This is a genomic window from Halonotius sp. GCM10025705, from assembly GCF_042662885.1.
GTDB classification, from domain to species: domain Archaea; phylum Halobacteriota; class Halobacteria; order Halobacteriales; family Haloferacaceae; genus Halonotius; species Halonotius aquaticus.
The window spans coordinates 2,225,738-2,251,777 of record NZ_JBHSZD010000001.1; the positions used below are offsets into that span (position 1 = coordinate 2,225,738).

Annotated in this window: 24 protein-coding genes, 2 tRNA genes and 3 pseudogenes; 15 read left to right on the forward strand and 14 right to left on the reverse strand. The window is 64.2% G+C overall.

The features are described from left to right. Positions 1-32: 32 nt before the first annotated feature. Positions 33-374 carry a DUF7518 family protein gene (locus ACFQJB_RS12420; RefSeq protein ID WP_120101516.1) on the reverse strand — a complete coding sequence of 114 codons (342 nt, stop codon included), beginning with the start codon at positions 372-374 and terminating at the stop codon, positions 33-35. 138 nt (positions 375-512) lie between these two features. Here ACFQJB_RS12420 and ACFQJB_RS12425 point away from each other — a divergent pair. From ACFQJB_RS12425 to ACFQJB_RS12460, 8 genes and pseudogenes are all read left to right on the forward strand, one after another. Then, positions 513-758 (forward strand): annotated as a pseudogene (locus ACFQJB_RS12425) (PQQ-binding-like beta-propeller repeat protein); the annotation flags it as partial. Between the two features lie 11 nt (positions 759-769). Next, positions 770-1,054: pseudogene (locus ACFQJB_RS12430) on the forward strand (PQQ-binding-like beta-propeller repeat protein); the annotation flags it as partial. Between the two features lie 98 nt (positions 1,055-1,152). Further along, complete coding sequence (locus tag ACFQJB_RS12435) at positions 1,153-1,650, forward strand: PQQ-binding-like beta-propeller repeat protein (RefSeq protein ID WP_379728045.1); 498 nt, start codon at positions 1,153-1,155, stop codon at positions 1,648-1,650. 72 nt (positions 1,651-1,722) lie between these two features. After that, positions 1,723-3,213, forward strand: a complete 1,491-nt coding sequence (gatB, locus tag ACFQJB_RS12440; protein WP_379727758.1) for an Asp-tRNA(Asn)/Glu-tRNA(Gln) amidotransferase subunit GatB — start codon at positions 1,723-1,725, stop codon at positions 3,211-3,213. Between the two features lie 100 nt (positions 3,214-3,313). Next, positions 3,314-4,387, forward strand: a complete 1,074-nt coding sequence (locus ACFQJB_RS12445) for a glucose 1-dehydrogenase (RefSeq protein ID WP_379727760.1) — start codon at positions 3,314-3,316, stop codon at positions 4,385-4,387. Beyond that, positions 4,371-5,009 carry a transcriptional regulator GfcR gene (gene gfcR, locus ACFQJB_RS12450; protein WP_379727761.1) on the forward strand — a complete coding sequence of 213 codons (639 nt, stop codon included), beginning with the start codon at positions 4,371-4,373 and terminating at the stop codon, positions 5,007-5,009. Before ACFQJB_RS12445 ends, gfcR begins: the two co-directional genes overlap by 17 nt. Further along, a complete protein-coding gene (locus tag ACFQJB_RS12455; RefSeq protein WP_379727763.1) occupies positions 5,006-7,057 on the forward strand; it encodes a hydantoinase/oxoprolinase family protein in 2,052 nt (683 codons plus the stop codon). Before gfcR ends, ACFQJB_RS12455 begins: the two co-directional genes overlap by 4 nt. Continuing rightward, the gene (locus ACFQJB_RS12460; RefSeq protein ID WP_379727765.1) at positions 7,054-8,694 is read left to right on the forward strand and encodes a hydantoinase B/oxoprolinase family protein; all 1,641 of its coding nucleotides are present in this window, start codon (positions 7,054-7,056) and stop codon (positions 8,692-8,694) included. The genes ACFQJB_RS12455 and ACFQJB_RS12460 overlap by 4 nt, the downstream gene beginning before the upstream one ends. Here ACFQJB_RS12460 and ACFQJB_RS12465 read toward each other — a convergent pair. The 5 genes from ACFQJB_RS12465 to ACFQJB_RS12485 all read right to left on the reverse strand — a co-directional run bounded on the left by ACFQJB_RS12465 (position 8,691) and on the right by ACFQJB_RS12485 (position 12,558). Next, on the reverse strand, positions 8,691-9,248 hold the full coding sequence (locus tag ACFQJB_RS12465; protein ID WP_379727767.1) for a GMP synthase subunit A: 558 nt from the start codon (positions 9,246-9,248) through the stop codon (positions 8,691-8,693). The genes ACFQJB_RS12460 and ACFQJB_RS12465 overlap by 4 nt on opposite strands. A 92-nt stretch (positions 9,249-9,340) precedes the next feature. Next, entirely contained in the window at positions 9,341-10,042 is a 702-nt protein-coding gene (locus ACFQJB_RS12470; RefSeq protein ID WP_379727769.1) for a type 1 glutamine amidotransferase, read from the reverse strand. An 85-nt stretch (positions 10,043-10,127) separates the two neighbouring features. Continuing rightward, positions 10,128-11,228, reverse strand: a complete 1,101-nt coding sequence (locus tag ACFQJB_RS12475) for a glutamate-cysteine ligase family protein (RefSeq protein ID WP_379727771.1) — start codon at positions 11,226-11,228, stop codon at positions 10,128-10,130. 323 nt (positions 11,229-11,551) lie between these two features. Further along, positions 11,552-11,977: a VOC family protein gene (locus ACFQJB_RS12480; RefSeq protein WP_379727773.1), complete on the reverse strand. Its 426-nt coding sequence runs from the start codon at positions 11,975-11,977 to the stop codon at positions 11,552-11,554. Positions 11,978-12,021: 44 nt separating this feature from the next. Beyond that, a complete protein-coding gene (locus ACFQJB_RS12485) occupies positions 12,022-12,558 on the reverse strand; it encodes a DUF7097 family protein (RefSeq protein WP_379727775.1) in 537 nt (178 codons plus the stop codon). Between the two features lie 49 nt (positions 12,559-12,607). On the opposite strand from ACFQJB_RS12485, the gene ACFQJB_RS12490 reads away from it, so the two are divergent. Next, entirely contained in the window at positions 12,608-12,961 is a 354-nt protein-coding gene (locus ACFQJB_RS12490; RefSeq protein ID WP_379727777.1) for a DUF192 domain-containing protein, read from the forward strand. Between the two features lie 9 nt (positions 12,962-12,970). On the opposite strand, the gene ACFQJB_RS12495 is transcribed toward ACFQJB_RS12490, so the two are convergent. Genes ACFQJB_RS12495 through ACFQJB_RS12505 form a run of 3 tightly spaced genes read right to left on the reverse strand, consistent with a single transcriptional unit; the run spans position 12,971 to position 13,574 of the window. Further along, complete coding sequence (locus tag ACFQJB_RS12495) at positions 12,971-13,174, reverse strand: PIN domain-containing protein (protein ID WP_379727779.1); 204 nt, start codon at positions 13,172-13,174, stop codon at positions 12,971-12,973. A gap of 8 nt (positions 13,175-13,182) precedes the next feature. Then, the gene (locus ACFQJB_RS12500) at positions 13,183-13,353 is read right to left on the reverse strand and encodes a hypothetical protein (RefSeq protein WP_379727781.1); all 171 of its coding nucleotides are present in this window, start codon (positions 13,351-13,353) and stop codon (positions 13,183-13,185) included. Further along, the gene (locus ACFQJB_RS12505; RefSeq protein WP_379727783.1) at positions 13,350-13,574 is read right to left on the reverse strand and encodes an antitoxin VapB family protein; all 225 of its coding nucleotides are present in this window, start codon (positions 13,572-13,574) and stop codon (positions 13,350-13,352) included. The genes ACFQJB_RS12500 and ACFQJB_RS12505 overlap by 4 nt, the downstream gene beginning before the upstream one ends. Before the next feature lie 223 nt (positions 13,575-13,797). Between ACFQJB_RS12505 and ACFQJB_RS12510 the strand changes: the two genes are divergently transcribed. Both ACFQJB_RS12510 and ACFQJB_RS12515 read left to right on the forward strand, forming a co-directional pair. After that, positions 13,798-15,324: a (R)-citramalate synthase gene (locus ACFQJB_RS12510; protein WP_379727785.1), complete on the forward strand. Its 1,527-nt coding sequence runs from the start codon at positions 13,798-13,800 to the stop codon at positions 15,322-15,324. 261 nt (positions 15,325-15,585) lie between these two features. Beyond that, the gene (locus ACFQJB_RS12515) at positions 15,586-15,906 is read left to right on the forward strand and encodes a hypothetical protein (RefSeq protein WP_120101552.1); all 321 of its coding nucleotides are present in this window, start codon (positions 15,586-15,588) and stop codon (positions 15,904-15,906) included. Between the two features lie 306 nt (positions 15,907-16,212). Here the strand turns inward: ACFQJB_RS12515 and ACFQJB_RS12520 are convergent. The 4 genes from ACFQJB_RS12520 to ACFQJB_RS12535 form a co-directional block, all read right to left on the reverse strand. After that, positions 16,213-16,297 (reverse strand) — tRNA-Ser (locus tag ACFQJB_RS12520). Between the two features lie 69 nt (positions 16,298-16,366). After that, positions 16,367-18,799, reverse strand: coding sequence for a GAF domain-containing protein (locus ACFQJB_RS12525; protein WP_379727788.1), 2,433 nt, complete (start codon positions 18,797-18,799; stop codon positions 16,367-16,369). Positions 18,800-18,823: 24 nt separating this feature from the next. Continuing rightward, complete coding sequence (locus ACFQJB_RS12530) at positions 18,824-19,903, reverse strand: FIST signal transduction protein (RefSeq protein WP_379727790.1); 1,080 nt, start codon at positions 19,901-19,903, stop codon at positions 18,824-18,826. Positions 19,904-20,170: 267 nt separating this feature from the next. Then, positions 20,171-20,245: transfer RNA gene (locus ACFQJB_RS12535), tRNA-Val, on the reverse strand. 222 nt (positions 20,246-20,467) lie between these two features. On the opposite strand from ACFQJB_RS12535, the gene trpD reads away from it, so the two are divergent. From trpD to trpG, 4 genes and pseudogenes are all read left to right on the forward strand, one after another. Then, the gene (gene trpD / locus ACFQJB_RS12540; RefSeq protein ID WP_379727792.1) at positions 20,468-21,490 is read left to right on the forward strand and encodes an anthranilate phosphoribosyltransferase; all 1,023 of its coding nucleotides are present in this window, start codon (positions 20,468-20,470) and stop codon (positions 21,488-21,490) included. Then, a complete protein-coding gene (locus ACFQJB_RS12545; protein WP_379727794.1) occupies positions 21,490-22,137 on the forward strand; it encodes a phosphoribosylanthranilate isomerase in 648 nt (215 codons plus the stop codon). The genes trpD and ACFQJB_RS12545 overlap by 1 nt, the downstream gene beginning before the upstream one ends. Further along, positions 22,134-23,830: pseudogene (trpE, locus tag ACFQJB_RS12550) on the forward strand (anthranilate synthase component I). Before ACFQJB_RS12545 ends, trpE begins: the two are co-directional and overlap by 4 nt. Further along, positions 23,827-24,477, forward strand: a complete 651-nt coding sequence (gene trpG / locus ACFQJB_RS12555) for an anthranilate synthase component II (RefSeq protein WP_379727796.1) — start codon at positions 23,827-23,829, stop codon at positions 24,475-24,477. The pseudogene trpE and the gene trpG overlap by 4 nt, the downstream one beginning before the upstream one ends. A 1,094-nt stretch (positions 24,478-25,571) precedes the next feature. Here the strand turns inward: trpG and ACFQJB_RS12560 are convergent. After that, a complete protein-coding gene (locus tag ACFQJB_RS12560; protein WP_379727798.1) occupies positions 25,572-25,775 on the reverse strand; it encodes a hypothetical protein in 204 nt (67 codons plus the stop codon). Positions 25,776-26,040: the final 265 nt, after the last annotated feature.

Genomic DNA, 26,040 nt, shown 5'->3' on the forward strand with positions numbered 1-26,040 from the left:
CTCGGGCGACAGCCTGGGTCGTCGCCGGTCGGTTAGGCGACGATGATGTCGTCGGTCGACTCGTTGGACTCCTCCTCAGTTGTGTCTTCCGTTTCAACAGCCTCGTCGATCGGATCGGCCTCTGACTCGGTTGCCGCCAGCGAGTCGGTGGCGACGTCGACATCGTCTTGCTCCTGTTCGACGACAACGACGTGATCGTCGCTTTTCGTCGGCGTTTCGGTCTCCGGGGTCGGTGTCTCGGCGTCGGTGGCTGCGGCCTCGGCTTCGAGTTCACGAACCCGGTCTTTCGTCTCAACGAGTTCCTCGGTGAGACCGTTGACTGCGGCGCGGAGCTCTGCGAGCTGTCCTTCGAGTTCATCGACCCGATTACTCATACCATGACAACCGTTCTGTCTCTGTATAAAACTGTGTCAGACACATGTCTGATTCCCGAACGATGATCGACGCGAGGTGTGCCGATCGAGCCGTCGCTGCACTGGTTATTTATATGAAAACTTGCAATAGTGATACTGATGGCGTACCATGAGCCGCTGGGGGACGGCACGTATCGTCCGAGCCGCCGCACACTGTTGAAATCGGTTGTCGGCGTCGGACTCGCCACGGGGGTTGCTGCGTCGTGGGCGAGTGCACAACCAGGCGACCGACAACGGTGGGCGGTCGACACTGACAACGCTGTTGCATCCTCGCCAACCGTCGTCGATGAGACGGTCTTTGTTGGCAGCGGGGATGGCAACATCTACGCGCTGGACGCTGCAACCGGCGACCAGCAGTGGACGGCCGAAACGGGGGTTACGTCTACGCATCGCCGACAGTCGCCGACGGGACGGTCTTTATCGGTAGCGACGACGGCAGCCTATACGCGCTGGACGCTGCCACCGGCGACCAGCAGTGGACGTTCGACACCGGCGACAGCGTCGGCTCCTCGCCGACCGTCGTCGATGGCACGGTCTTCGTCGGCAGCAACGACGCCTCGATCTATGCGGTCGACGCCGCGACCGGCGACCAGCAGTGGGCTGTCGACACCGGCGATCACGTGACGTCGTCGCCGACGGTTGTCGACGAGACGGTCTTTGTCGGCAGCGATGACGGCACGCTCTATGCCCTGCTGCCGCGACTGGCGACAGCCAGTGGACAGTTGAGACCGACCGGAAGATCGAGTCGTCGCCGACGGTCGCCGATGGGACGGTCTTCGTCGGTGGGTGGGAGCAGTTGCATGCCATTGATGCTGCCACCGGCGACGAACAGTGGCGTGTCGATGCGACCGTTGTCTCCTCGCCAACCGTCGCCGACGGCACGGTCTTCGTTACCGGTGCTGGCGGGTTGCTCTACGCCCTCTCGGCGGCAACCGGCGACCGCGAGTGGGCCTTTGAGACGAAGAGTTCGCTGCACTCCTCGCCGACGGTCGCCGACGAGACGGTCTTTTTCGAATCATTACGCAAGGTCTACGCTGTCGATGCGGCCACCGGTGCCCAGCAGTGGAGCCTCCCGATCGGTGGTCGTTCCTCGCCGACGGTGGTCGACGGCACCCTGTTTGTCGGCAGCGACGACACACACATCTACGCGCTGCGGGCCGGTGTCGAGGGCTCCAGCACCGGCTCGCGGGTTCGGCTGGGCACCCTTGGCCACCACGGGGATCGACGCGTCGTGTGATGCTTTTGCGGCGTTAGCAGTCGATCCCGTGGCTCCGTTAGGCTTTAGCGGGCGGGCGGCAAATCCCGGCCAATGACAGCGCAGGCCGTCCAAACCGACGAACACGCGGTCGTCATCGGGCTGGAGGTGCACGTCCAGCTTGAGACGGCCACCAAGATCTTCTGTGGCTGCTCGACTGCGGCCGATGATGACGAAGAGCCAAACAGCCGAACCTGCCCGGTCTGTCTCGGCTTGCCGGGCGCACTGCCGGTGCTCAACGAGGGCGCGGTCGAAGCCGCCGTCAAGATCGGGAAGGCACTCTCCGCCGACATCCCCGAGCGCACCACGTTCCACCGGAAGAACTACTACTACCCTGATCTCCCCAAAAATTTCCAGCTCACGCAGTACGACGCGCCGATCTGCCAGGAGGGCGAACTCGAGATCAGCGTTGAGGGCGACCGCAGAGAGATCGGGATCACCCGTGCACACCTCGAAGAGGATCCCGGCAGCCTCCAGCACAAGGGCGGCAGCATCGACACCGCCGAGGCGACGCTGATCAACTACAACCGCGCGGGGACGCCACTCGTCGAGATCGTCACCGAGCCGGATTTCCGCTCGCCGGCCGAAACGCGGGCCTTCCTCGCGAAACTCGAAGAAGTCCTCGAATATCTCGGCGTCTTCGATGCGACCCGCGACGGCAGCCTCCGCGTTGACGCCAATATTTCGCTTGTTGATGCCGACGAAGTCGACGAGGAGGGCGCGATTGACGACGCTGTGCTTGAAGATGCGAACCGCACCGAGGTCAAGAATATCTCCAGTCACAAAGCCGCCGAGAAGGCCCTCGCCTACGAGGTCAGCCGCCAGAAAAACGCCGTCAAGCGCGGCCGCGCCCTCGAAACCGAGACCCGCCACTGGGATGAGTCCCGCGGGATCACCGTCTCGATGCGTTCAAAGGAGTCAGAAGCCGACTATCGGTACTTCCGGGAAGCCGACCTTCCGCCGCTGGAAGTCGCCGACTGGAAGGATAAAATCGACATCCCGGAACTCCCCGACGCTCGACGGGAGCGATTCGTTGCCGACTACGGCCTCGACAGCGAGGCCGCCTCAAAACTCACCTCAACGAAGGAGGTCGCGGACTTCTTCGAGGCTGTCGCCGAGCAGTTCGATCCCGATGTGGCCGCGACGTGGGTCGCCGACAACCTCCTCGGCGAACTCAACTATCGGGATATGTTGATCACCGATATCGAGGGCCGCCTCGACGAATTTTCGCGGCTCATCGAACTCGTCGAAAACGACGAACTCACCGTCAAAAACGCCGAGGAGGTCGTCCTCCGGTCAATGCTCGATGACGGCGACGCCCCCGAAACGATCATCGACCGCGAGGGCCTCGGCAAGGCCGACGACGACGCCATCGCCGACTTCGTGGTCGAAGCCATCGAGGAAAACCCCGACGCTGTCGACGACTACCACAGCGGCGAGGACGGCGCGCTCAACTTCCTCGTCGGCCAGGTCATGCAGAAATCCGGCGGCTCGGCCGATCCCGGCAGCGTCAACCAACTGCTCCGCGACGAACTCGACGCCTGAGACAGCCGCCGTCACGACCGATCCGCGTTTCATTCGCGCGTGTGAAATTCTTACTCACAGAAGAGTAACGCTATTGAGCCGTGGGATCATCCGACACGGTATGCACGCTATCGCGGTCTACGAGGGCGAATCGGAGCCCGAACTCATCGACCTGCCGCGACCCGATCCCGACGCCGGCGAGGCACTGGTTCGGACGCTGCGGGTCGGCGTCGACGGCACCGACCACGAGGTTATCAGCGGCGGCCACGGCGACTATCCGGCCGGCACCGACCACATGGTGTTGGGCCACGAGGCCGTCGGCGTCGTCGAGGACGCCAACGGCACCGAGCTTAGCGAGGGCGATGTCGTCGTCCCAACCGTCCGACGGCGACCCAACGGCGACAACGCCTACTTCGCCCGCGGCGAGCCGGATATGGCCCCCGACGGCCAGTACCACGAGCGCGGCATCGTCGGCGCACACGGCTTCATGGCCGAGTATTTCACCAGCCCGGCGGAGTCTCTCGTCACTGTTCCACCCGAACTTGCGGCACACGGGTTTCTCGTTGAGCCGATCTCCATTACCGAAAAGGCGGTCGACCACGCCGACGCCAGCCGGTCGGCCTTCGAGTGGAACCCCGACTCAGCCCTCGTGCTCGGCAACGGCAGCCTCGGGCTGATCACGCTGGCCATGTTCGAACAGCGGTTCGACCGCACCTACTGTCTGGGTCGCCGCGAGCGGCCCGATCCGACCATCGATATCATCGAATCGCTGGGGAGCACCTACGTCAACAGCACCGAGACACCGGTGCCTGAGATCCCCGACGCCCACGAGGCGCCCGATCTGATCTACGAGTCGACAGGGTATGCGAAACACCCCTTCGAATCGATCGAAGCGCTTGCGCCAAACGGCGTCCTCGCGGCGCTCGGCATTCCGGGCGACTGGGATTTCGAGATCGAGGGCGGGAAGCTCCACCGCGAACTGGTGTTGCACAACAAAGCTGTCGTCGGCAGCGTCAACTCCCATGTCGGCCACTTCGAGGCCGCTGTCGACACGCTTGCGTCGCTGTCGGACTCGTTCCTTGACGATCTCGTGACTGGAATTTTCGAGCTCGACGACTACGAAGCCGCCTTCGTCGACGACGACAGGACTATCAAAAACGCGATTCAATTCAGCGAGTATGAAAAACGTCGATAACCTCATCGAGAGCGCGACCGAGTTGGCGGGGCGGGGGCTCTCCCGCGGCGAGATCGCCGATGAACTCAACGTCTCTCGGGAGACCGCAAGCTGGCTCGTCGAGCGCGGCGGGGTCGAACACGAAGCCGACCAGGAACCGCGTGCGACCGCCAGCCCACAGGATATCCACGTCGACTGGAGTGCGATCGGCCGCGACAGCCGGCGGCTCACCTACGTCAGCCACGCGATGGCCGACCTGATCTCGAAGGATGATACCGATGTCGGGTTGACTGTCGGCATCGAAAAGGCGGGCGTCCCGCTGGCGACGGTCGTCGCCAACGAACTCGACACCGATATCGCGGCCTACGGCCCCGCAAAACACCAGTGGGAGGAAGGCGATATCGACGAGATCGACGGCGGCTTCTCCCAGAATTTCTCGGCCGTCTCCGATCAGCACTGCTACATCATCGATGACATCATCACTTCGGGGACGACGATGCGGGAGACGATCACGGCCGTCCGCGAGCACGGCGGCACCCCGGTCGGCTGTGTCGTCCTCGTCGACAAACAGGGCCTCGATGAGATCGACGGCGTCCCCGTCTCCTCGCTGATGAACGTCGTCAGCGTCGCCCCCGAGGAATGACGCCGCCGCCAGCGATCGACCCAACCCGGATCGGCGTCGACGTCGGTGGTACCTTCACCGATGTCGTTCTCGTCGTCGACGGCGACCGCTACACCGCGAAAGTACCGACGACTGCCGACCAGAGCGTCGGCGTTCTCGACGGCATTGCAAAGGCCAGCGACGCTGCTGGCATCGGCCCTGCCGACATCGATGCCTTCGCGCATGCGATGACTGTCTCGGTCAACGCCCTGCTCGAACGCGACGGCGCGACAACGGCACTCGTGACGACCGCAGGCTTCCGCGATGTCTTAGAGATCGCCCGACAGGATCGCCCGGATCTTTACGATCTCAACGCCACCAAACCCGACCCGCTCGTCCCCCGCAGCCGACGCTTCGAGATCGACGAACGCGCGACGACCGAGGGCATCGAGCAGCCGATCGACCCCGACGATGTGCGCGACCTTGCCCGCGAAATCGCCGCGACCGACGCCGAAAGCGTCGCGGTCTGTCTGCTCCACGCCTACGCCCATCCGGAAAACGAACAGCGCGTCGCCGACATTCTTCGAGAAGCACTCGACGTGCCAGTCTCGGCCTCTCACGAGGTGCTCCCGGAGTTTCGGGAGTTCGAGCGTACCGCCACAACTGCCGTCGACGCCTACGTCACACCGGCGATCCGCGGGTATCTGAACCGACTTACCGAGAAAGCGACTGACGCCGGTGTGCCGGAACCGCGAATCATGCAGGCCAACGGCGGGATCGCCGACAGCGCGACCGTCAGCGACCGTGCCGTCTCGACGACGCTCTCGGGCCCCGCGGCTGGCGTCGTCGGCGCGGCGGCGACAGCCGCCGAATCGGATGCGACCACCGCCCCCAGCGTCGTCACCTTCGATATGGGCGGCACCTCAAGCGACGTGAGTCTCGTCCGCGACGGCACTGCCGAACGAACAACAGAAGCCGACATCGACGGGATTCCGATCCGGACGCCGATGGTCGATGTGACAACCGTCGGCGCGGGCGGCGGCTCGATCGCGTGGGTCGACAGCGGCGGCGCGCTCCGGGTCGGCCCCGAGTCGGCGGGGGCGGAGCCCGGCCCAGCCTGTTACGGCCACGGCGGCGACCGCCCGACGGTCACCGACGCCAACGTCGTCCTCGGCTACATCGGCGACGACACCGCTCTCGGCGGCGAACTCACACTGGATGTCGAGGCCGCCCACACAGTCCTCGCTGCTCTCGCCGACGAGGCCGACCTCCCGGACGCCGAGGCGGCCGCCCGCGGTGTCGTCAGAGTCGCCAACGCGACGATGACGCGGGCGATCCGGGCGGCGACGGTCGAACGGGGCCACGACCCCCGCGAGTTCGACCTTGTCGCCTTCGGCGGCGCGGGGCCGATGCACGCTGCCGCGCTCGCAGCCGATCTCGGGATGGATCGGGTCGTCGTCCCCGCACCGGCCGGCGTCCTTTCGGCGTACGGCCTGCTCGCGGCCGACGAAACCCACGACGCTGTCCGCACGGTCACCCAGCCGCTCGCCGACAGCGACCCCAAGGAAATCAATGCGATCTATGACGACCTGATCGAGACTGTCCAAGCCGACGCCTCTGAGCCAGAAGCCGCAACGATTGAGCGTGCCGCGGACTGCCGATACGATGGTCAGAGCTTCGAACTCACGGTGCCAGTCGACTCATTCTCCCGAGAGGCCGTCGCCGAGGCCTTCGACGCGGCCCACAAGCGCGCCTACGGCTACACCCTCTCCGCGCCGGTCGAACTCGTGAACCTCCGGGTGACGGCGACCATCGAGGGCGACCCACCTGAGATCGACCACGACGGTGCGGGCGACGCAGTCGTCGGTAGCCGCGAGGCGGTCTTTCCGACAGCTGACAGCGACACCAAAGCGCGCGTGTCGGCTACCGTCTACGACCGGTCGACACTCGTTGCCGAGGCGACGATAGACGGGCCGGCCATTCTCGAACAGGCCGAAAGCACGACCGTCGTCCCGCCCGGTTGGACTGCTCGGGTTCGTGGCGACGGCGCGCTCGTCATGCGACGCGACGAGGAGGTGAGAGACCAATGAGTGCAGACGACATCGACCCGGTCACGCTCGAAGTCCTCCGAAATCAGTTCGAGAGCGTCGCCGACGAGATGGGTCAGGTGTTGATCCGCGGCGCGTACTCGCCGAACATCACCGAGCGACAGGATTGCTCGACTGCGATCTTCGACGCTGACGGCCGGATGGTCGCCCAAGCCGAACACATCCCTGTCCATCTCGGCGCGATGCCCGAGGCCGTCGATGCCGTCCTCGACCATGACCCGGCTCCCGGCGACGTGTTCATCCTCAACGATCCCTTCGCCGGCGGGACGCACCTGCCGGACGTGACGCTCGTCTCGCCGATTGCGCCCCGGGATGAAATTCTCGGCTACGCCGTCTCCCGTGCTCACCACGCCGACATCGGCGGGATGACACCCGGCAGCATGCCCGCGGGCGCGGAGGAAATCTATCAGGAAGGCCTGCGGCTCCCGCCGACGCGGCTCGTCGACGCCGGCGAGCGCAACGAGGAACTGTTCTCGCTGATTCTCGCCAACGTCCGCAACCCCGACCAGCGACGGGCCGATTTCCGTGCCCAACTCGCAGCCACCGAACGCGCCGAAGCGCGACTCGCCGACCTGATCGACGATCACGGCTACGACCGCATTCGCCAGGGGTTCGACGCTGTCATCGACTACTCGCGGGCCCGGATTCAGGAATCCATCGCGGAACTGCCGGACGGCACCTACCGCGCCAGCGACGTGCTGGAGGGTGACGGCGTCAGCGACGACGACATCGAGATTCAGGCGGCTGTGACCGTCGACGGAGCGACGATCACCGTCGATTTCGATGGGACGGACGCACAACTCGACGGCAATCTCAACGCGCCGCTGGCGGTCGCCACAAGCGCGGTCTATTTCGTGATTCGCTGCATCACCGATCCCGAAATCCCGCCGAATCACGGCTGTTACGAGCCGGTGACAGTCGCGGCACCCGAGGGCTGTCTGCTCAATCCCGAGCCCCCAGCCGCGGTCGTCGGTGGCAACGTCGAGACCAGCCAGCGGGTGACCGACGTGGTCTTCCTCGCGCTCGCCGAGGCCGCGCCCGACCGCGTGCCGGCGCAGGGCCAAGGAACGATGAACAACCTCATCATCGGCGGCCGCGGTGGCGACTTTGCCTACTACGAGACGATTGGCGGCGGCTTCGGCGGCCGGGCGAGCGCCGATGGGATGGACGGCGTGCAGGTCGGGATGACAAACACCCTCAACACGCCAATCGAGGCACTGGAAGCCGAATACCCGCTCCGGGTCGAACGCTACGCGCTGCGCCCCGGTTCCGGCGGCGAAGGGACTCACCGCGGCGGTCTCGGGCTCGAACGTCGCCTGCGCGTCCAGCAGGACGCGACCGTCTCACTGCTCACGGAGCGACGCCGCCACGCACCGCAGGGTGTCGATGGCGGTGAGCCGGGGGCCACGGGCGAGAATCTGCTCCAGTTACCGGACGAGGAAGCGAAATCAGTGGCCGCAAAAACGACTGTCGATGTGCCAGCCGATACCGTCGTCACGGTGCGAACGCCTGGCGGCGGCGGGCATGGCGATCCGGGTGAGCGGTCACAGGAACTGCGTGAGCGAGATAGAAACGAGAGAAAAATCGGCGACGAGAATGAGCGCGGCGACGACGCTTAGCTCGACCCCTCGCAGATATCGCGGAAGTTCTCGAAGACCTCCTCGCCGCGTTCGGTGTGGATCACTTCGGGATGCCACTGGACGCCGTAGAGGTCGCGGTCGGTATCGCTCATGGCTTCGATCCCGCACACGTCGGAGGTGCCGGTGCGGCTGAAGCCCTCGGGGAGCGTTTTCACTTCGTCGGCGTGGCTGGCCCAGACGCGGGTTTCCGGGGCGAGCGAGCCGATGAGGGGATCCTCGTCGTCGGTGATTTCGACGGTCACATCGGCGTAGCCGCCGTACTCGCCGCCGCCGACGCTGCCGCCCAGTTCTTTGGCGATGAGTTGCATGCCGAGACAGATGCCGAGGACGGGTTCGTCGCGGTCGAGATAGTCCGCTGATCGCCCGGCGCGATCCATGTCGGGGCCACCGGAGAGGACGAAGCCGTCGGCCTCGATCTCCTCGGGGTCAACGTCGTTGTCGACGAGGTCGGCGTCGACGCCGAGATCCCGGAGCGCGCGCTGCTCCAGATGGGTAAACTGCCCGTGGTTGTCGATAACCGCAATGCGAGTCATGGGCAGCCTTCGCTGCTGGGACTCAAAAGGAAACCGAAACCGGACGCGAAACTGGGTGTTTGGGCAGCTCCTCCCAGTCCAGCGGCCAGCCCTCAGTCGGCAGCAACCCGGTCGCCGCGGATCTCGGCGACGTACGCGAGGAAATTGTCGAAGAGTTGCTTGGCCTCGCAGGCTGCCGCGTAGTTGGATTCGGTGATCCCATCCAGTACCTGCTGAATTCGCGCTTCGGAGAGTTCGTCCTTGCCGGTCGTCACGGTTTCGGCGGTCTGCATGTCATACTCGGGATGGAACTGGACGCCGATGGCGCGATCCTTGCGGAAGCCGTGAATTCCGTAGTCGTTTTCGGCGAAGACGGTCGCGCCCGGCGGCGGTTCGGCGACCCGATCCGAGTGAGTGGTAAAGACGGTCATCGACTCGTCGATGCCGGCCAGCAGGCGGTTGTCGCCGTCGTGTTCGACGGTGCGGTAGCCGATCTCGTACTCGCCCATATCCTCGACGCGGCCACCGAGTACGTCGGCCAGCAGTTGGTGGCCGTAACAAACGCCGAGGGCCGGGAGGCCGGCTTCGACCGCGCCGCCGACCCATGTTTTGAGCCGGCCGATCCATTCCTTGTCCCAGTAGACTGACGCGCTGGAGCCGGTGACAACGAAGCCGTCGAACGCGAAGTCATCGGGGAACTCGCCGGCCGGACAGCGAAATTCGACAACGTCGGCGTCGAGTTCGCGGACGAAGTTCCGCTCGGTGTCGTCGGCCGCGTGTGCCGCATTCAACAGAGCGATCTTGGGCCGACTCATGCACCTGTTTCACACATACCGGACTGAAAAGCTGTTGCGTTGCTTCGATTCAATTGACGCACGTTTGGTTTCATCAGGAATTGGATTAATCTGCTGTCATCGCGGGCGACTGCCGGACATCCTCGCGGAGCCGCGTCGCATACTCCAGCCGGAGTTGGCGGGCCGTTTCGCGGTCGATCGGCCCGTCGTGGTCGAAGGTATCTGCGATCGGGTCGAAGGCGTCCGGCTCGAAGCCCATCCGTGAGAGGTACGCCGCCAGCGACTCGGTCAACCCTTCCTCGATCGCGGTGTCGACGTAGTCGCTGACGGTCTCAAAGTCGGGGAGGACGATCCGCTCGTCGTCGATACAGGGAGTGTTACCGCCGATGTCGACAGGGCGACCGTCCAGTTCACCGGCAACCGTGGCGAGGGTGTCAGCCAACGAAACGGTTCGACTCGGCAACGTCGTATCCGGTGATCGCCACTCGACGGTGCCGAATTCCTCGCGGAGCTGTACCGGCGTCCACACCGCGCTTTCGGGATCGAAACACGACTCGAAGGTCGATTCGTCGATGCCGGCGGCGATGGCTTGCTCGCGGAACCGATCGTAACACGTCTGCAGGCGTCGATTCCAGTCTGCGCGATCATCGACGTAGGGCCACAGTTCGCCCTGGTTCCGGAGATTGTCGTAGGCGAGCCATCGGTAACATTTCGAGCGCGCACCCGGGGCCATCGCTTCTCCCCGGAAATGTCGCGCCGAGTTGACCAACGCCAACGCGGGATCGAGCGCGATCAGCGTGTTGAGCTGGTCGACTGCTCGGCCGGGCTGCTGTTCGATGTGGATGTGGGTGCCGGCGCAGTGGCGAACATACTCGAAAGCATCGCCGACGACCGCGTTTTGAATCCGTGTTCGGTCGCAGGGAATCTCGCGGATCGCCTCGTGATTTAGTGGCGTTGCCAGCGGAACGAGTTGTTTGCCGATCTCGTCGCCGCGATCCAGCGCGGCTCTGACCCGCTCGAAGAGCTCTTCACGGAGTTCGGTGGTCGACGTACAGGGCGTCGTCTTGATCTCAAGCATCGGCTCGACGAACTCGCGTTCGGCACCCGGGAGGTCGATCAACGAGCCTGGTTGGGTGAGCGACCCCGCCTCGTCGACGACCCAGTATTCGACCTCGATACTCCGCCGGAGTGATGGGGTAGATGACATGGGGGTGGTCGGTGCTCGGCGTCAGTGTCGCACCAGTTCGTGTGCCGTGTTCACATGCAACTGTAAGCCGTGGACGCCTACAAAACAATTTGGACAATCAACTCAATATGTCCTTAAATAGTATTCAGACACAATAGAAAATTCCAAATTTTGGCTAATATAGGATTCAAGCCGGTTAATATAGTCTATGTATGAATTCTGATTAGATACAACCAGCAGAACGGACAAATGCCCACTACTCGATCGCTACCGCCCGGGACACATCGCGTCAACAGCACCATCGCCGCCAGCCACGCGGTCGCTGTCGGTGTTATCCCGCCCGGCTACAATGCCATCGGATCGAACCGTGTATTTTCGCCGTTCCATTGCTCGCCGTTGTCGTCGCGGGTATCGAGATAGCACTCGACGCCGTTGCCGTCGGGGTCGTCGAAGTATAGCGATTTGCTGATCCCGTGATCGACGGCTTGGGCGCTGATCGCCTCGTCTTGAAGCCACTCGTAACACGCTCGGAGCTCTCCCGGTGTGTCGAATTCGAAGGCGACGTGGTAGAGCCCGCGGCTATTCGGCGGTGGCGACGATGCATCGGGGCGGGCCTGCAGCGCGAGGTCATGATGGCGTTCGCCACTGGAGAGGAAGACGTAGTTGGCCTGTCGCTCAGTGACCGACAGATCGAGGAACCCGGTGTAGAACTCGACCGCACGATCAAGGTCGCTAACGACCAGGTGCACGTGGCCAAGCTGAGATGGCATACCCCGATGACCACGAGTAGAATAATAGACCTACTGTTCCTGTGTTACCCCTCAAACCGGTCACGGGCCGACTGAAATTCCAGCTCCTCACTTTCCGTTGTGCGTCGCTGCTCCCGTTCGGCGACCGCCTCGGGGTCGGGGTCGACATCGTCGTCGATGCGGGCAAACGACTGGTGCACTTTCGCGTGACACCAGCGACACAGCGCGACCGTGAGTTCGTGGCTGGCGTCGACACTCTCCGAATCGCCGTCGCCGGTGTCCGCGTCGGCATATGACAAGTGGTGTTCCTCGATCAGCGGCCGGCTGTCGTCGTGAGCGAGCCGGAGTTCTTCGAGCCCGCATCGCCGACACTCGTCGTCGGTGGTCGTCCAGCGGTAGTGCGGGCAGGCGCGCCAGTCACCGCTGTCGCCGACGTGGCAGGCGTAGTCATCGGCCGCCCGCTCCGCGGCGAACTCGGGGTCGACGCCGGCGTGGTTGAGCGCGAACCGACACCGACCGTCGTCGGTGAGATGATCGCAGAGCCCCGCGATGTCGTAGGGGTTGTCGACGCCGACGGGCGTGCCCTCGGGCGTCTCCTCCATGGCCAGCCTCGGCCCCCAGAGCTAAATATCGCCCGCCCGACCGTCCTCTGTGCAGCTTGTTCACCGGCCTGAATCGGGTGGCGGCAGTCAGGTACTCGCCAGCAACATCGAGATCGCGGATTCGTTTCTCCAGCAGGCCCGCGGGCTGATGTTTCGGCGGTCGCTGGGCGACGACGCAGCCCTCATCTTTCAATTCGATAGCGCGGCAAAACGCGATGTCCACATGCTGTTCGTCCCCTTCGCTATCGACGCGCTGTGGCTCGTTGACAACGAGGTCGTAGCGAAAAAGCGACTGAAACCGTGGATCGGCCTCGGCCGGGCCGCGGCGGAGACGCTGATCGAGTTGCCGGCCGGGGCAGCCGACGCAGTCGCCGTCGGTGATCGGGTGGCACTGGTTGAGTAAGTACGGCTCCTAATACGACAGTGTCTGTAAGTCGTCGATGCGGTCGAAATCAGCATCCCGTGTCACGAGCCGCGCACCGTGATGGCGACAGACTCCTGCGATAAGGATATCTTTGAGATTGATCCGTTCGCCGTCGTCCAACAGTTCTGCCTCAATAACCGCAGCTTCTCGTGCTGTTGTATGCGTCAGCGGCAATGGCTCGATCCAATCCAACTTGGCTGTCAGGCTATCGACGGTCTCGGTGCCACCAGTTCGTGCAGCCCCCGATACACCTCGAACAGCGACAGCGACGGCGTGAAGAACGGCTTCGACTCATGGCGTTGCAGGAACTCTTCGGTGGCGGGGACGGCATCGAGATAATCGAGCAGAAATGTCGTATCGAACACGATCATCGCGTGTCACGCTCGCGTAACTCCGCATCGAGTTGATCGCCTGTCGACTCAACGGCCTCTCGGAACCCGTCGACATCCTTCATCGCGCCGAACCCCTTCATTATGTCCCGCTCTTCGCCCGTCAGTCGAAGGATCGTCTCGGTGAAACTCTCATCAGGCTGTTTCTGTGCTTTCAGCCGCTTGTATGCCTCCTCAGTGATCGTCAGGCTCTTGGTAGCCATATATGCAGGTATACGTCTGACGTACTTAGTCCCACGGTCGATTCGGGTAACTTATGAGCTGCGACCGCAGAGACGGCAGCTTTATTTCCCTGTATGTGTGAAGAAATATGCACAATGGAGCATTTAGACTCCAACGAGGATAGAGGAAGTCGGGGCGACCCGGCTGGCCGCGAAATTCTCCGGTGACAGGTATTCATCCGTGTACTCAAACACATCAGATGAGTTGCGTAGTGACAACGCGGCTCGCTCGGCGTTTCCCGACGACGTACAGCTCTTAGACACCACGCTGCGGGATGGCGAACAGGCCCCTGGCGTCTCGCTGACCCCCGACGAAAAGGTCGAGATCGCCGAGGCACTGGAGGCCGCCGATATCGACGTGATCGAGGCCGGCAGTGCCTGCACCTCCGAAGGCGAACGCGACTGCATCCGTCGGGTCACCGATCTCAATCTCGACGCGACGGTCACCAGCTTCGCCCGGGGCATCAAATCCGACATCGACCACGCCCTCGATTGTAACGTCGATGGCATCACGCTCGTCGTCCCGTCGTCGGACAAACACATCGAGACCAAGGTCGGCTCAACCCGCGAGGAAGTCATCGAGAGCTCGGTCGACCTCGTCGAGTACGCGACCGACCACGATCTGTGGGTCGAACTGCTCGGCGAGGACGGCTCCCGCGCCGACCCCGAGTTCCTTGTCGATCTCGCCGAAGCCGGCCACGAGGCGGGCGCCGACCGGTTCTGCTATGCTGACACGGTCGGTCACGCCAGCCCGGAACACACCTTCGATGTGGTCTCCCAACTCGCCGAACTGGGCCCGACGAGCGTCCACACCCACGACGACCTCGGCTTCGGGATGACGAACGTCCACGCCGGTCTGCGCGCCGGGGCGGATTTCGTCCACGGGACGGTCAACGGCATCGGCGAGCGCGCCGGCAATGTCGCCATCGAGGAGGTCGCTATCGCCCTGTCGCACAGCTACGATATCGAGACCCTCAATCTCCCGGCGGTCTACGAGTTGGCGACGACCGTCAGCCAGAACACCGGCATCCCGCTCGCGCCGAACAAGGCCGTCATCGGCGAGAACACCTTCACTCACGAGAGCGGCATTCACACCGACGGTACGCTTAAAGACGGCGCGATGTACGAGCCGTATCCACCCGAAACGGTGGGTCGAGAGCGACGGCTCGTCCTCGGCAAACACGCCGGTCGCGCCGGCGTCGAAGCCGCGCTGAACGAACACAACATCGACGTGAGCGACGACGAACTCGCTGCCATCGTCGAGCGCGTCAAAACCCTCGGCGAGCGCGACAAACGCGTCACTGACGCCGACTTGCTGGCAATCGCCGAGGATGTCCAAGGTCGTGACCGCGAGCGCTACGTCGAACTCTTGACGCTGACGACCGCCAGCGGTGGCGAGGTGCCGACCGCCAGCGTCAAACTCCGCGTTGGCGACGAGGAACGCACCGCTGCCAACACCGGCTCCGGTCCGGTCGACGCCGCTGTCAAAGCCGTCCGCCAGGCGCTCGGCCCCGCCGCGAACGCCGAACTCGATTCCTTCCACGTCGACGCGATCACCGGCGGCACCGACGCCGTCGTCACCGTCGAAGTCGAGATGACCCGCGGCGACCACACCGTCACCGTCGCTGCCTCGGATTCCGACATCACACGGGCCTCCGTCGACGCGATGGTCGATGCCCTCGACCGCCTGCTGGCGGCGTCGCCACCGGAACAGCCGGTCGCTGACGACTAACTCCGTTTCTGTGGTTTTCGAATCGACCGATAGACAGCTGGGTCGACCAGCCGACCAACCGCTATTCCTGGCGGACTGAAAGGGCGAGGCTCTCCCGGCGAACCCCGGCGACGCAAGCACTGCAGGAGCGAGCGGAGCGAGCGACGAAGCGCGCAGCGAGCCGCGGGAGCCGAGAGAGCCGAGGGCTTTCTACACGTTTCCGTCTCACACAACTACGTATCGAACCCGTACGTCTAAGAGCGATGCCGCTGAAACGTCGCTGTGGCGTACGTCGTCGAAATCAAACCCTCCGCGCGCAAGCGAAACCCCGAGGTGGGCCGGACGATCAACACCGAGGGATCGACCCACCGCTTTGCGGATCGAGACGCCGCCGAGGGCTGGGCCGAGGAGTTGACCGGCGGGGGACGGGATCATGTCTGGATTCAGTCCGCTCACCCACAGGACAACTCCGCGGTCGACGCGTATCTCGTCTCGCGGAATACGCGTGGTGAGTTGGAACGCGCCTTCGACAAGCGGCGGCGTCGACTTCGCGGCGGCGACAGCAGTCAACAGCAGGGGTTGGCTGAGCAGTTTTCCGAGTAATTTGGTTTATCGTTGTCGACGTAGCAATGCGATTTTAGGAGCGATTTGAACTACGGTCACTTCGCTCGCGTTGCTCGCTTGTTCCCTCATTCAAATCTCTCGACTCTCCGACACCCACTCGCGGTAACCGAGAGCCACAGAGGGTTCTCGGCGTGTTGCTCGCGGTAGAAACGCCGAGGGAGAGATTTGAACTACGGTCGCTCCCGGTGGTCGCTCCCTCGTTCAAATTCCCGACTACCGTTCGCGCGGACACGGGGTCGCGGCGCGACAAGACGCGCCGCTAAGTGATTTGTGTCCGCGCAGAAACGCCGAGGGAGAGATTTGAACTCCCGAGTCCGAATGGACAGTAGATTTCGAATCTACCGCCTTGGCCAGGCTAGGCTACCTCGGCTCACTTCCTCTTCGCCTGTGCCGAAAGTAAAAGATTCCGATGTGGCCGCCTTCGGCCGATTCATCGCCGCTACGCCGCCCCGAGTGTGATGCGAGCAGTTGTCCCGCCGCTGTTGTCGAATGTAAGCTGTCCATCGGAGTAGTCGACGATCCGATCGATCAGCCAGAGGCCGACCCCACTGCCGTGTTCTAACTCTGATTCGTCGTGGCCGTCGATGACAGTAAGTTCGGCACTCGGGATACCGGGCCCGTCGTCGCTGACCTCGATGACAACGTCGTCGCCGGCTTCGGTGGCCGTCACCCGGATCTCACCGCCGTCATCGACAGCGTGTTCCAGCGCGTTTTCGATGAGTTGCGTGATGGCAACCGGGAGCTTCGGGTGGGCAAGAACTGACGCCGCTGTCTCGATGTCGACGCTGACGTCGACAGCTGCCGGTGGGTCAGGCGCCATCTCGACTGCATCCTCGACAACGGTGTCGATCGCGACCTGGTGTCGCTCTTCCCGTGTCTGGACGACTTCACGCATCGTCCGCGCGTTGGTTGCGGTACGTTCGAGATTCTCACAGTGCTCGATGATATCGGCTGCGTAGGCGGCTGTCTCACAGTCCTCGGCGATGGCGTTGGCGTACCCTTTGATCACCGTCAGATCATTCCGGAGGTTATGCCTGAGCACCCGGTCGAACACCGCCTCAAGCAGCTGGAGTTCCTCGCGGTTGTCAACCAGCTGGATCGCCGTTTCAAGATTCGAGGTCAGCGTTTCGGCGATACTCCGGTCGGCGTCGGTGAGATTCTGTGGTCGGACGGTGCCGGCCATCAGGATGCCAAACTCGCCGATCGGGGCGATAACCTCCGAGCGAACCACGCTATCCTCGTTGTAGGCGTCGGGCCGGGCGGCGACATCGCCGACGAGTTCGGTTTCGCCGCGCTCGAATGCGTCCCACGCGATCCCATCACCGCGCTCGAATGCCGGCGGTGATCGAAAGAGATCGAAGGCCGGATCGGTCATCCCCAGTGGGGTGAGCCGGTCGTCGATCTGATCGTACTCCCACATCCCCGTGATCGGAAAGTTGAGTGCCGTCGGAAGCTGCTCAAGCACCGCATCGATCATCGCCGGCTTCGCTTCGGCGGTCACGGCTTCCTGGGTGATCGTCTGGACGGCTTCGAGGCTCTGGGTTCGCTGGGCCCGGGTGAGGCCGATATTCCCGAGTGTGCTCAACAGCCGGCCAAGTTGTATGTCGGTCTCATCGAAAGCCCCTGGCCGCTCGTCGCCGATCACAAGTACGCCGTGGTCGCTGAGCGGACACAGCAGGACGCTTTCAATTTCCGGGCCTGTGTGGGCGATCGAGTCGTCGGCCGTCGACAGGTGATCGATACACCGGGTCTCCCCGCCGTAGACCGCCCACAGCGGTGTTTCGTCGTCGCCGCTGGTGGCCGCAAACACCGGCTCGTCGGCCGTCGTCGCCGCCGGTGTGAGGGCGTCGGCAGCCCGATCGTAGAGGTGGATCTCCGCGACTGACGCGTCGATGACGGCCATCGCCGTTTCGATCGTCCGCTCGCAGGCCGTCTGTCGATCCTCGCTTGTCAACACTGCCTGTGACTCCGCATACAGCGATGCCAGGGTTCGGCGGCGTCGTTTCTCGTCGGTGATATCGACATAGAGCAGGAAAAACTCCCGGCCGGCTGCGGTCGTGACCGGGACAGCCCGCAGCAGGAAGTCGCCGCTGCCGGTTGTGGTCTGTCGGCTGACCTCCGCGGTCACCGGCTGGCCGTCGGTGAGTTGGGCGTCGATATCGGCTGTTCCTCTCTCGTCACCTGTGGTCGTCTCCTCGCTGTCAGTCGCCGGGATCGTGGGTTCGAGCCGACTACCCTCCGTCGTCGAGGTGGCGTCGCCGAAGGTCGTCTCGAAGGCCTCGTTTCGGCGGGTGATCGTCGCCGTCCCATCGGTGAGAGAGACGGTCACCATCGGCTCTTGGATGGTCGTAAACAGGGCCTCAAACCGCCGTCGCTCGTTGCGAAGGGTCGCTTCGGCCGCCGTGGCCGTACACGCGGTTGCGAGCTTGTCGTTGAGCGGCCCGAGAGCGTCGATGACCGCCGTGGGAAGCCCCGACCCGCGCGTGCCGAGCAGCAAGACGCCGAACTCACAGAGCTCAAAGAGGTAGTAGTGGCCGTCTTCGCCGACCTCGCCGACGATCGGGAACGACTCGGCGTTGGTGCTTTCCTCGCCGTCAGTGTCGTTCTCGCCCTCGGTGTCGCCCGCCGCCCGTTCGGTGAGCCGAGCGCGTGCAGCGAGATAGACCGGATCGTCGACGGCGGCCGCAGGCTGGGAGACGACCCGATCGTAGCCGCCATCCTCGTGGCGGCTAAAGACGCCGCCGACCGTACAGTTCAACTTTTGGAGATACGCCTGTAGGGCAGTTTCAGCGGTCGATTCCAGCGTTTCCCCCGGTGATATCGCCAGGGAGATCTCATGGAGGATTTGGGTTCGGTGGGGGTGGTCAGCCATCCTTACTCGCTCCCCGCGGCTCGCTCAGAGGCCATCGATGGCTCCGACGACCGCGGTTTTGTTGTAGTATTCGAGATGGCCTCGCCCGTCGTTGGCGATCTCACCGATGGTGAGCGCGCCGATCGTGTTGGCCGTCTGACTGAGGGCTGCTAGCTCCCGGTCGAAGTCGGCGTCGAGGTACTGCGCCCGTGAGAGACAATCGAAGGTGACCATCGCGCTGTCGGTGTGTGCTCCCTCGCTGGCGGCCGCGTGGGCGTGGTCGGCCGCCGCGACGAGCGTTTCGGGGTCGCCCTGGAGGATGTGGACGAACTCGCCTTCGGGGAGGTCGCCGAAACATTGCAGCGAGCCGTCGTCGTCGACCGCGAAAGGGTCGCGGACGATCCGCTCGGCGCCCAACCGACTGATGCCGAAGGGATGTGAGGTGGCGATCTCGGCGAAGGTTTCTGTCGTCACCGTCCGGTCGGTTTCGGCGTCGATGATGGCGGCGTAGCGGTCGTAGGCCGGCTGGCCGTCGAGGGTTTCGAGTCGGCGACCGTCGGCGGCAGTGATCTCGAAGGGGCCGCCGATATCCGTCCAGCCGTGTTCGACGCCGATGGTGCTTTCGGCGGCGACCATCGCCACTACAGCGGCGTCGCCGACGAGTCCCTCGGGGGTGAACAGACAGTGGCGTGTGTCGCCGTCGAACGTGCCGGCGCCGCCGCCGATGTAGGTGTACTCGACGCCGTAGGTGTTGAACAGCTGTTGGACGAACTGGTCGCCGGCGTCGGCGTAGGCATCGACGAACACGAACGCTGTTTCGTCGCCGTCCGCGTCGGCCTCAAGCGGCTCGTCGGCGGCAGTGATTGTTTCGACCGTCGGCTCAACATCCAGGCCGGCGACGACCGCGCCGTCGGCGTGGGCCGCGCCGTCGTAGATGACCTTCGGGAACAGGCCGCCGAACACCGGCGTCGAAAGGCCTCGAAGCGTCTCATCGACAGCCGCCGGGGTAAACGCGTCGTCGGGTGTCGCAAGCACGAGGAGTCCGTCGATATCAGGGTCGGCGTCGAACTCTCGGAGCGTCGTGTGAAACTCGCTGCCGGTCGTCCGGCAGTACACAGCCTCCATGGCTACCATCCACACCGGCCGCGATAAAAAGTCCACCGTCGGGGTGGGTGGTGGCGGAATCGCCTCGGTGCGGTGCTGGCGGCACTGATCAGCCGCGGCGCGTGCTCAGCCAGACCCACACCGTGGCGAACACGATGAGCAGGGTGACGACGGCGACGGCAACGTAGAACCCGGCTGCGGCATCGAACTCTGCCAGTCCGATGGTGATTGGGGGTGCTGGAGGTCAGGCATAGTGGTATTGCGCTTCGGTACGAGAAATCAGAAAAGTGGGTTTGGGCAGATTTGAACTGCCGGCCTCCTCCATGTCAAGGAGGTGTCATAACCAGACTAGACCACAAACCCGTGCTGGTTGTGCGTTCTGACGCACTCGTCAGTATCCGGGGGACGTAATTGAAGCTTTCGAAGCGCGGCCCCGCTGGCGGTTCCCGACGTGCCCGCTTGCTGTCGGTCGTCATGTGTTCGTCCCGTCGTCGGCGACATCCGGGTCGCGCCGTCGGTCGATAGCCTTTTAGCGATGTACAGACGTGTACATTACAAGACGAACTCATACACTGGTGACTAACAATGCAGGACTATATCGAACGTGTGGCCGACGGTGAGGATCTGGGACTCGATGAGGCGCGGGACGCCGCCCGTCTCGTGTTTGAGGAAGCAACCGACGTGCAGATCGGCGCGCTGCTGTCTGCGTTGCGAGCCAAGGGCGAGACGGAAACCGAGATCGCCGGCTTCGCTCAGGGGATGCGCGACGCCGCCAGAACCATCGAACCCGACCGCTCGCCGCTGGTCGATACCTGCGGCACCGGCGGCGACGACTACGATACGATCAACGTCTCGACGACCTCCGCGATTGTCGCCGCGGGCGCGGGCGTCCCCATCGCCAAACACGGCAACTACTCCGTCTCCTCCTCCTCTGGCAGCGCGGATGTACTCGAAGTCGCCGGTGTTACCGTCGATGCCGAACCCGACGCCGTCGAAAGCGCGATCAACGACGAGGGCATCGGCTTCATGCTGGCGACCGTCTTCCACCCCGCGATGAAGGCCGTCATCGGCCCCCGGAAGGAACTCGGCATGCGAACGATCTTCAACGTCCTCGGCCCGCTGACGAATCCCGCCGCCGCGGACGCCCAACTGCTCGGCGTCTACGATCCCGACCTCGTCCCCGTCATCGCCCGCGCGCTCACCGAGATGGCGGTCGACCGCGCGCTCGTCGTCCACGGCTCCGGGATGGACGAGATTGCCCTCCACGACGCAACGACCGTCGCCGAGGTCGATGGCGACGAGGTCACCGAGTTCACGCTTACGCCCGACGACCTCGGGCTCGACTCGGCCCCGATCGAGGCTGTCGCCGGCGGCACCCCTGAAGCAAACGCCGCCGACCTCGAAGCGATTCTCACCGGCGAGGAGACCGGCCCGAAACGCGATCTGATCCTCGCCAACGCGGGCGCGGCGATCTACGTCGCTGGCGAAGCCGAGTCGCTGGAAGCCGGCGTCGAAGCGGCCGCCGCGGCCATCGAGTCGGGTGACGCCGCAGCCAAACTCGACGCCTTACGCGAGTCGACGGCTGCACCGGAGGCCGGGGACGCCTGATGGCACGCACCAAGATCTGCGGCATTACAAATCGCGCTGACCTCCAGGCTGCTATCGAGGCTGGCACCGACGCCGTCGGGATCATCTCGGCGGTCGATGTGGCGACGACGCGGGAGGTCGACCGCAGCACGGCCGCCGAGTTGGTCGCCGCGGTGCCGCCCTTTGTCACCGCCACGCTCGTCTCGATGCCCGAGGACGCCGACCACGCGGTCGAACTCGTCAAGGCGATCCAGCCCGACGCGCTCCAACTCCACGGTGAGTTCGACGCCGACGACCTCGGCTACATCCGCGCGGAAACCGGCGTCAAGGTCATCGCCGCTGTCGACCACGAGGACACCGACCGAGCCAACGCCCTCGACGGCGTCGCCGACGCCCTGCTCATCGATTCGACGACCGAGGAGGGCGCGGGCGGCACCGGCGACCCCCACGACTGGGAGGCGACCGCCGATCTCGCGGACACGCTGACGACCCCGGTGATCCTCGCCGGCGGCCTCACCCCCGAGAACGTCGCCGAGGCGATCCGGGTGGCCGCGCCGTTCGGCGTCGATGTTGCCTCCGGCGTTGAACGCTCGGAGGGCAGCAAGGATCACACCGCCGTCGCCACCTTTGTTCGGAACGCGGGCCGCGAAATCGAGGTGCCAGCATGACGACCGGCGAGACGGCGAGCGACGACCCGGCCGACACGGCCGCCGCCGACAGCGACCTATTCAGTTTCGACCGCGACCGCGACGAGTACGCCGCCCTCGTTGCCGACGACCGCGAGGACCGGTCGTCGCCCGCGCGGCCGCAACGCTGGAACTCGATACCTCCCCGCTCGCCGCCTACGCCGCCCTCGCCGACCGCAGCGAGTACAATTTCCTGCTGGAGAGTGCCGAAAAGGTTGCCTCCTCCGATCCTGACGGCGCGTTCACCGCGGCGACCGACGCCGAACGCCACGCACGGTACTCCTTCGTCGGCTACGACCCCGAAGCGATCATCTCGGTGTATCCGAACCACACCGAGGTCGACCGTCTCGGCGACGCCGGCGACCTCGTTGTCGACGCCTACCGTGGCGACGCCGCGACTGACGGCGACGTGCTCGACCGCCTCCGCCGCGGCCTCCCCGCGGTCGACCGCCGCGGCTTCCCGGATGTCGACCGCCGCACGCTCTCGGGCGGCCTCGTCGGGTTTCTCGCGCATGAAGCCGTCTACGATCTGGTGCTCGAAGAAGTCGGCCGCGAGCGACCCGACACCGACCTCCCGGACGCCCAGTTCGCGCTGACGACCCGGACGCTCGTCTTCGATGATGCCGAGGGCACGGTCGAACTCGTCTTTACCCCTGTCATTGGCCCCGACGACGACCCCGGTGAGTGCTACGACGATCTCGTCGCCGAAGCCGCCGACGTTGCCGCGACGCTCGCCGCGGCCGACGAGCCGCCGACCACCGGTTTCAGCCGCACCGACGAAACCGCCGGCTCGCAGAGCGACTACGAGGACGCCGTCCGCACGGCCAAACAGCACGTCCTCGACGGCGACATCTATCAAGGCGTCATCTCACGCCGCCGCCAACTCGCTGGCGATATCGACCCGATCAGCTTCTACGAGGCCCTCCGCTCGGTCAACCCCTCGCCGTACATGTATCTCATGCGTCACGGCGACCGCTCGATTGTCGGCGCGAGCCCCGAAACCCTCGTCTCCGTCGAGGGTGACCGAATCGTCTCGAACCCGATTGCGGGCACCTGCCCGCGGGGCTCCAGCCCCGTCGAGGATCGCCGACTCGCTGGTGAGATGCTTGCCGACGGGAAAGAGCGCGCCGAGCACACGATGCTTGTCGACCTCGCGCGCAACGACGTGCGCCGGGTCGCCGACCCCGGCAGCGTCGAAGTCGAGGAGTTCATGAGCGTCCTGAAGTACAGCCACGTCCAGCATATCGAATCGACCGTCACCGCTCGCGTCGCCGACGAGTACGACGCCTTCGACGCCGCCCGCGTGACGTTCCCGGCGGGCACGCTCACCGGTGCGCCGAAAGTTCGCGCCATGGAGATCATCGACGACCTCGAAGCCGCCCCGCGCGGCGTCTATGGCGGCGGCGTCGGCTACTTCTCGTGGAGCGGCGACGCCGACTTCGCGATCGTGATCCGCACCGCGACCGTCGAACACGGGGGTGCCGACGGCGACAGTGTGGGCGGCGATCTCGCCGGCACAAGCGAGGGTGACGACCTGATTACCGTCCAAGCCGGCGCGGGCCTCGTCGCCGACAGCGATCCCACGTCGGAGTACGAGGAGACCGAACAGAAGATGGACGGCGTGTTGACCGCCATCGAACAGCTCGAATCGACGGCCGAGGAGGGCGAGCAATGAACGTCCTCGTCGTCGACAACTATGACTCGTTCACCTACAACCTCGTCGAGTACGTCTCCGAGACTCGGATTCCTGACGGCGACGGTGGGTTCGAGGAGATCGACGTGACGGTGCTGAAAAACACAGCCTCGCTCGACGAAATCGAGGCAGTCGATCCCGATGCGATTCTCATCAGCCCCGGCCCCGGCCACCCGAAAAACAGCCGCGACGTGGGCGTGACGATGGACGTGTTGCGTGAGCTGAGTCCCGACATCCCGACGCTGGGTGTCTGTCTCGGCCTCGAAGCCGCGGCCTACGAGTACGGCGGCAGCGTCGGCCACGCGCCCGCACCGATCCACGGCAAGGCCTACCCGATGGATCACGACGGCGAGGGTGTTTTCGCTGACATCGAACAAGGCTTTCAGGCGGGTCGGTATCACTCGCTGATTGCGACCGACGTGCCGGACTGTTTCGAGGTGTCGGCGACGACCGACCACGAGGGCGAGGAGTTGGTGATGGGGATTCGCCACCGCGAGCACCCCATCGAGTGCGTGCAGTTCCACCCTGAGAGTGTGCTGACCGCGGTCGGCCACGACGTGATCGATAACTTTCTGCGACAGACCGTGGGGGAATCGACGGCCGCGTCGCCGCCGCGTTCAGACGCCTGATCGACGCTGTTCTGATCGTATTTGTCAGCCGCCAAACACGCCAAAAGAGAGCGTTTCAGTAGTCCGCCGCCGCCACCGCTTTCGTTGTCTCCGCCATCATCGCCTCCGCCATCATTACTTCCACCATCATCGCCTCCGGCACCGCCAACATCGACGACATCATCGGGGTTACTGACGTCAACGCCGGTTTGATTGGTTGGGTCGGTCGGCTCTGTGCCGGCGTCCGACGCTGTCGATTCGTCGGCTGTGGGCTCGTCGCTCTCGCTTTCGCCAGCCGTCTCGGCGTCACCGGACTGGCCACTGTTGTTGGCTTCGTCAGTCGTTTCTGGTTGAACTTCGACGGCAGCATCAGCACCACCATCTGGTGTGGCAGGGCCATCCTTCTCAATCCCCTTGCGGAATGCGCGGCCGGAAAACGCCGCAAGCACCGTGTACTCGCCGTTGGGTACTCGACCGCGGATCACAAACTCAGAGATGTTGTCGACCGCGTTGTAGAGGTCAAATACGTTGTCGAGACGGAGTTTGATCGTTCGCTCGAATGTCGCGGGGATATCTTTCCACGTGTCGTCGGTGCCGAGGGTGTCATTCGCGCTGACGGCATCTGCTTTCAGTCGCACCCGCTCGTTGTTCTGCTCGGATTCGTTTTCAAGCTCGACAAACGTGGTAATCCCGACGTGTTCCTCGTAGCGGAGATATATCTGGCCGACCGTGTATCCGGGGAGCCCGCTTGGGTCGTCCTCGTTGTCCGCGCTCGACGACCCGTCGTCGCCGGACGCGTCGCTATCCGACGCCGTTGCATCGTTTGATTGGGCGTCGGCAGGCGCAACGAGGCCGCCCCAGCGGAGCCCTCCGAACACGGAAAGGGTGCCGGCAACCCCACGAAGGAGTTGACGGCGGCTCGTCATAGCCGCTGGCTACCTCGGTTCGCAGTGTTGAACATGGATGCCTGCGGGCGATCCCACAGGTGGTGTGTAAACGTACTCCCCTCTCTCCTCTTAAAATGCGCCCCACAAATATCAGCCGAGATAACTGGCTGCGGTGTCGCTCCCGAGTCTGTTGATTCGGCCTAGTCGTCCTCGTGATATTGCCGGCAGCTACAACAGCCCGAACTGCACAAGAATGAGAAGCGCGCCGACGACAACGACGCCGATGGTGACGAGCCGCCAGGCGATCTTGAGGACGATCCGCCCCACGATGAGCACGACAAGCATCCCGACGAGGGCGATCAGCAGCTGCGGGAGGCTCAGCCCGGCGATCCCGCCGCTTGCGAGCCCGCCGATGAGCGCGAGGGGTGACATATCCTGAGCGAGACACCGAATCGGAATAAGCTTGTGGGGACTACGTTCGATTCCAGCATATCGGGCAGTACGGCAGTAATCGCCACGTATCGGCCGCCCAGCCAGCCGTGGTCGTCGTTTCACTTTCAGTCCGGTTTGGGCATGCTTATACCAGATCAGTCCCATCACACAATAGCTACCGGACGCGGACAGAACCGACCCTCTCCAGACCGCAGCACAGCGAGCGGCAGCACTCAACAGTGCAATTCTGCTTGTGCTACCGCAA

What these genes read in the sequence shown, in the direction of transcription:
- gfcR (WP_379727761.1), top strand. Translation starts at nt 4,371, where the DNA reads ATGAAAAACGTCGATAACCTCATCGAGAGCGCGACCGAGTTGGCGGGG.
- ACFQJB_RS12505 (WP_379727783.1), bottom strand. Translation starts at nt 13,574, where the DNA reads ATGGCTACCAAGAGCCTGACGATCACTGAGGAGGCATACAAGCGGCTG.
- ACFQJB_RS12465 (WP_379727767.1), bottom strand. Translation starts at nt 9,248, where the DNA reads ATGACTCGCATTGCGGTTATCGACAACCACGGGCAGTTTACCCATCTG.
- gatB (WP_379727758.1), top strand. Translation starts at nt 1,723, where the DNA reads ATGACAGCGCAGGCCGTCCAAACCGACGAACACGCGGTCGTCATCGGG.
- trpG (WP_379727796.1), top strand. Translation starts at nt 23,827, where the DNA reads ATGAACGTCCTCGTCGTCGACAACTATGACTCGTTCACCTACAACCTC.
- ACFQJB_RS12420 (WP_120101516.1), bottom strand. Translation starts at nt 374, where the DNA reads ATGAGTAATCGGGTCGATGAACTCGAAGGACAGCTCGCAGAGCTCCGC.
- ACFQJB_RS12445 (WP_379727760.1), top strand. Translation starts at nt 3,314, where the DNA reads ATGCACGCTATCGCGGTCTACGAGGGCGAATCGGAGCCCGAACTCATC.
- ACFQJB_RS12500 (WP_379727781.1), bottom strand. Translation starts at nt 13,353, where the DNA reads ATGATCGTGTTCGATACGACATTTCTGCTCGATTATCTCGATGCCGTC.
- ACFQJB_RS12485 (WP_379727775.1), bottom strand. Translation starts at nt 12,558, where the DNA reads ATGGAGGAGACGCCCGAGGGCACGCCCGTCGGCGTCGACAACCCCTAC.
- ACFQJB_RS12475 (WP_379727771.1), bottom strand. Translation starts at nt 11,228, where the DNA reads ATGTCATCTACCCCATCACTCCGGCGGAGTATCGAGGTCGAATACTGG.
- ACFQJB_RS12470 (WP_379727769.1), bottom strand. Translation starts at nt 10,042, where the DNA reads ATGAGTCGGCCCAAGATCGCTCTGTTGAATGCGGCACACGCGGCCGAC.
- ACFQJB_RS12525 (WP_379727788.1), bottom strand. Translation starts at nt 18,799, where the DNA reads ATGGCTGACCACCCCCACCGAACCCAAATCCTCCATGAGATCTCCCTG.
- ACFQJB_RS12460 (WP_379727765.1), top strand. Translation starts at nt 7,054, where the DNA reads ATGAGTGCAGACGACATCGACCCGGTCACGCTCGAAGTCCTCCGAAAT.
- ACFQJB_RS12545 (WP_379727794.1), top strand. Translation starts at nt 21,490, where the DNA reads ATGGCACGCACCAAGATCTGCGGCATTACAAATCGCGCTGACCTCCAG.
- ACFQJB_RS12480 (WP_379727773.1), bottom strand. Translation starts at nt 11,977, where the DNA reads ATGCCATCTCAGCTTGGCCACGTGCACCTGGTCGTTAGCGACCTTGAT.
- ACFQJB_RS12455 (WP_379727763.1), top strand. Translation starts at nt 5,006, where the DNA reads ATGACGCCGCCGCCAGCGATCGACCCAACCCGGATCGGCGTCGACGTC.
- ACFQJB_RS12530 (WP_379727790.1), bottom strand. Translation starts at nt 19,903, where the DNA reads ATGGAGGCTGTGTACTGCCGGACGACCGGCAGCGAGTTTCACACGACG.
- trpD (WP_379727792.1), top strand. Translation starts at nt 20,468, where the DNA reads ATGCAGGACTATATCGAACGTGTGGCCGACGGTGAGGATCTGGGACTC.
- ACFQJB_RS12560 (WP_379727798.1), bottom strand. Translation starts at nt 25,775, where the DNA reads ATGTCACCCCTCGCGCTCATCGGCGGGCTCGCAAGCGGCGGGATCGCC.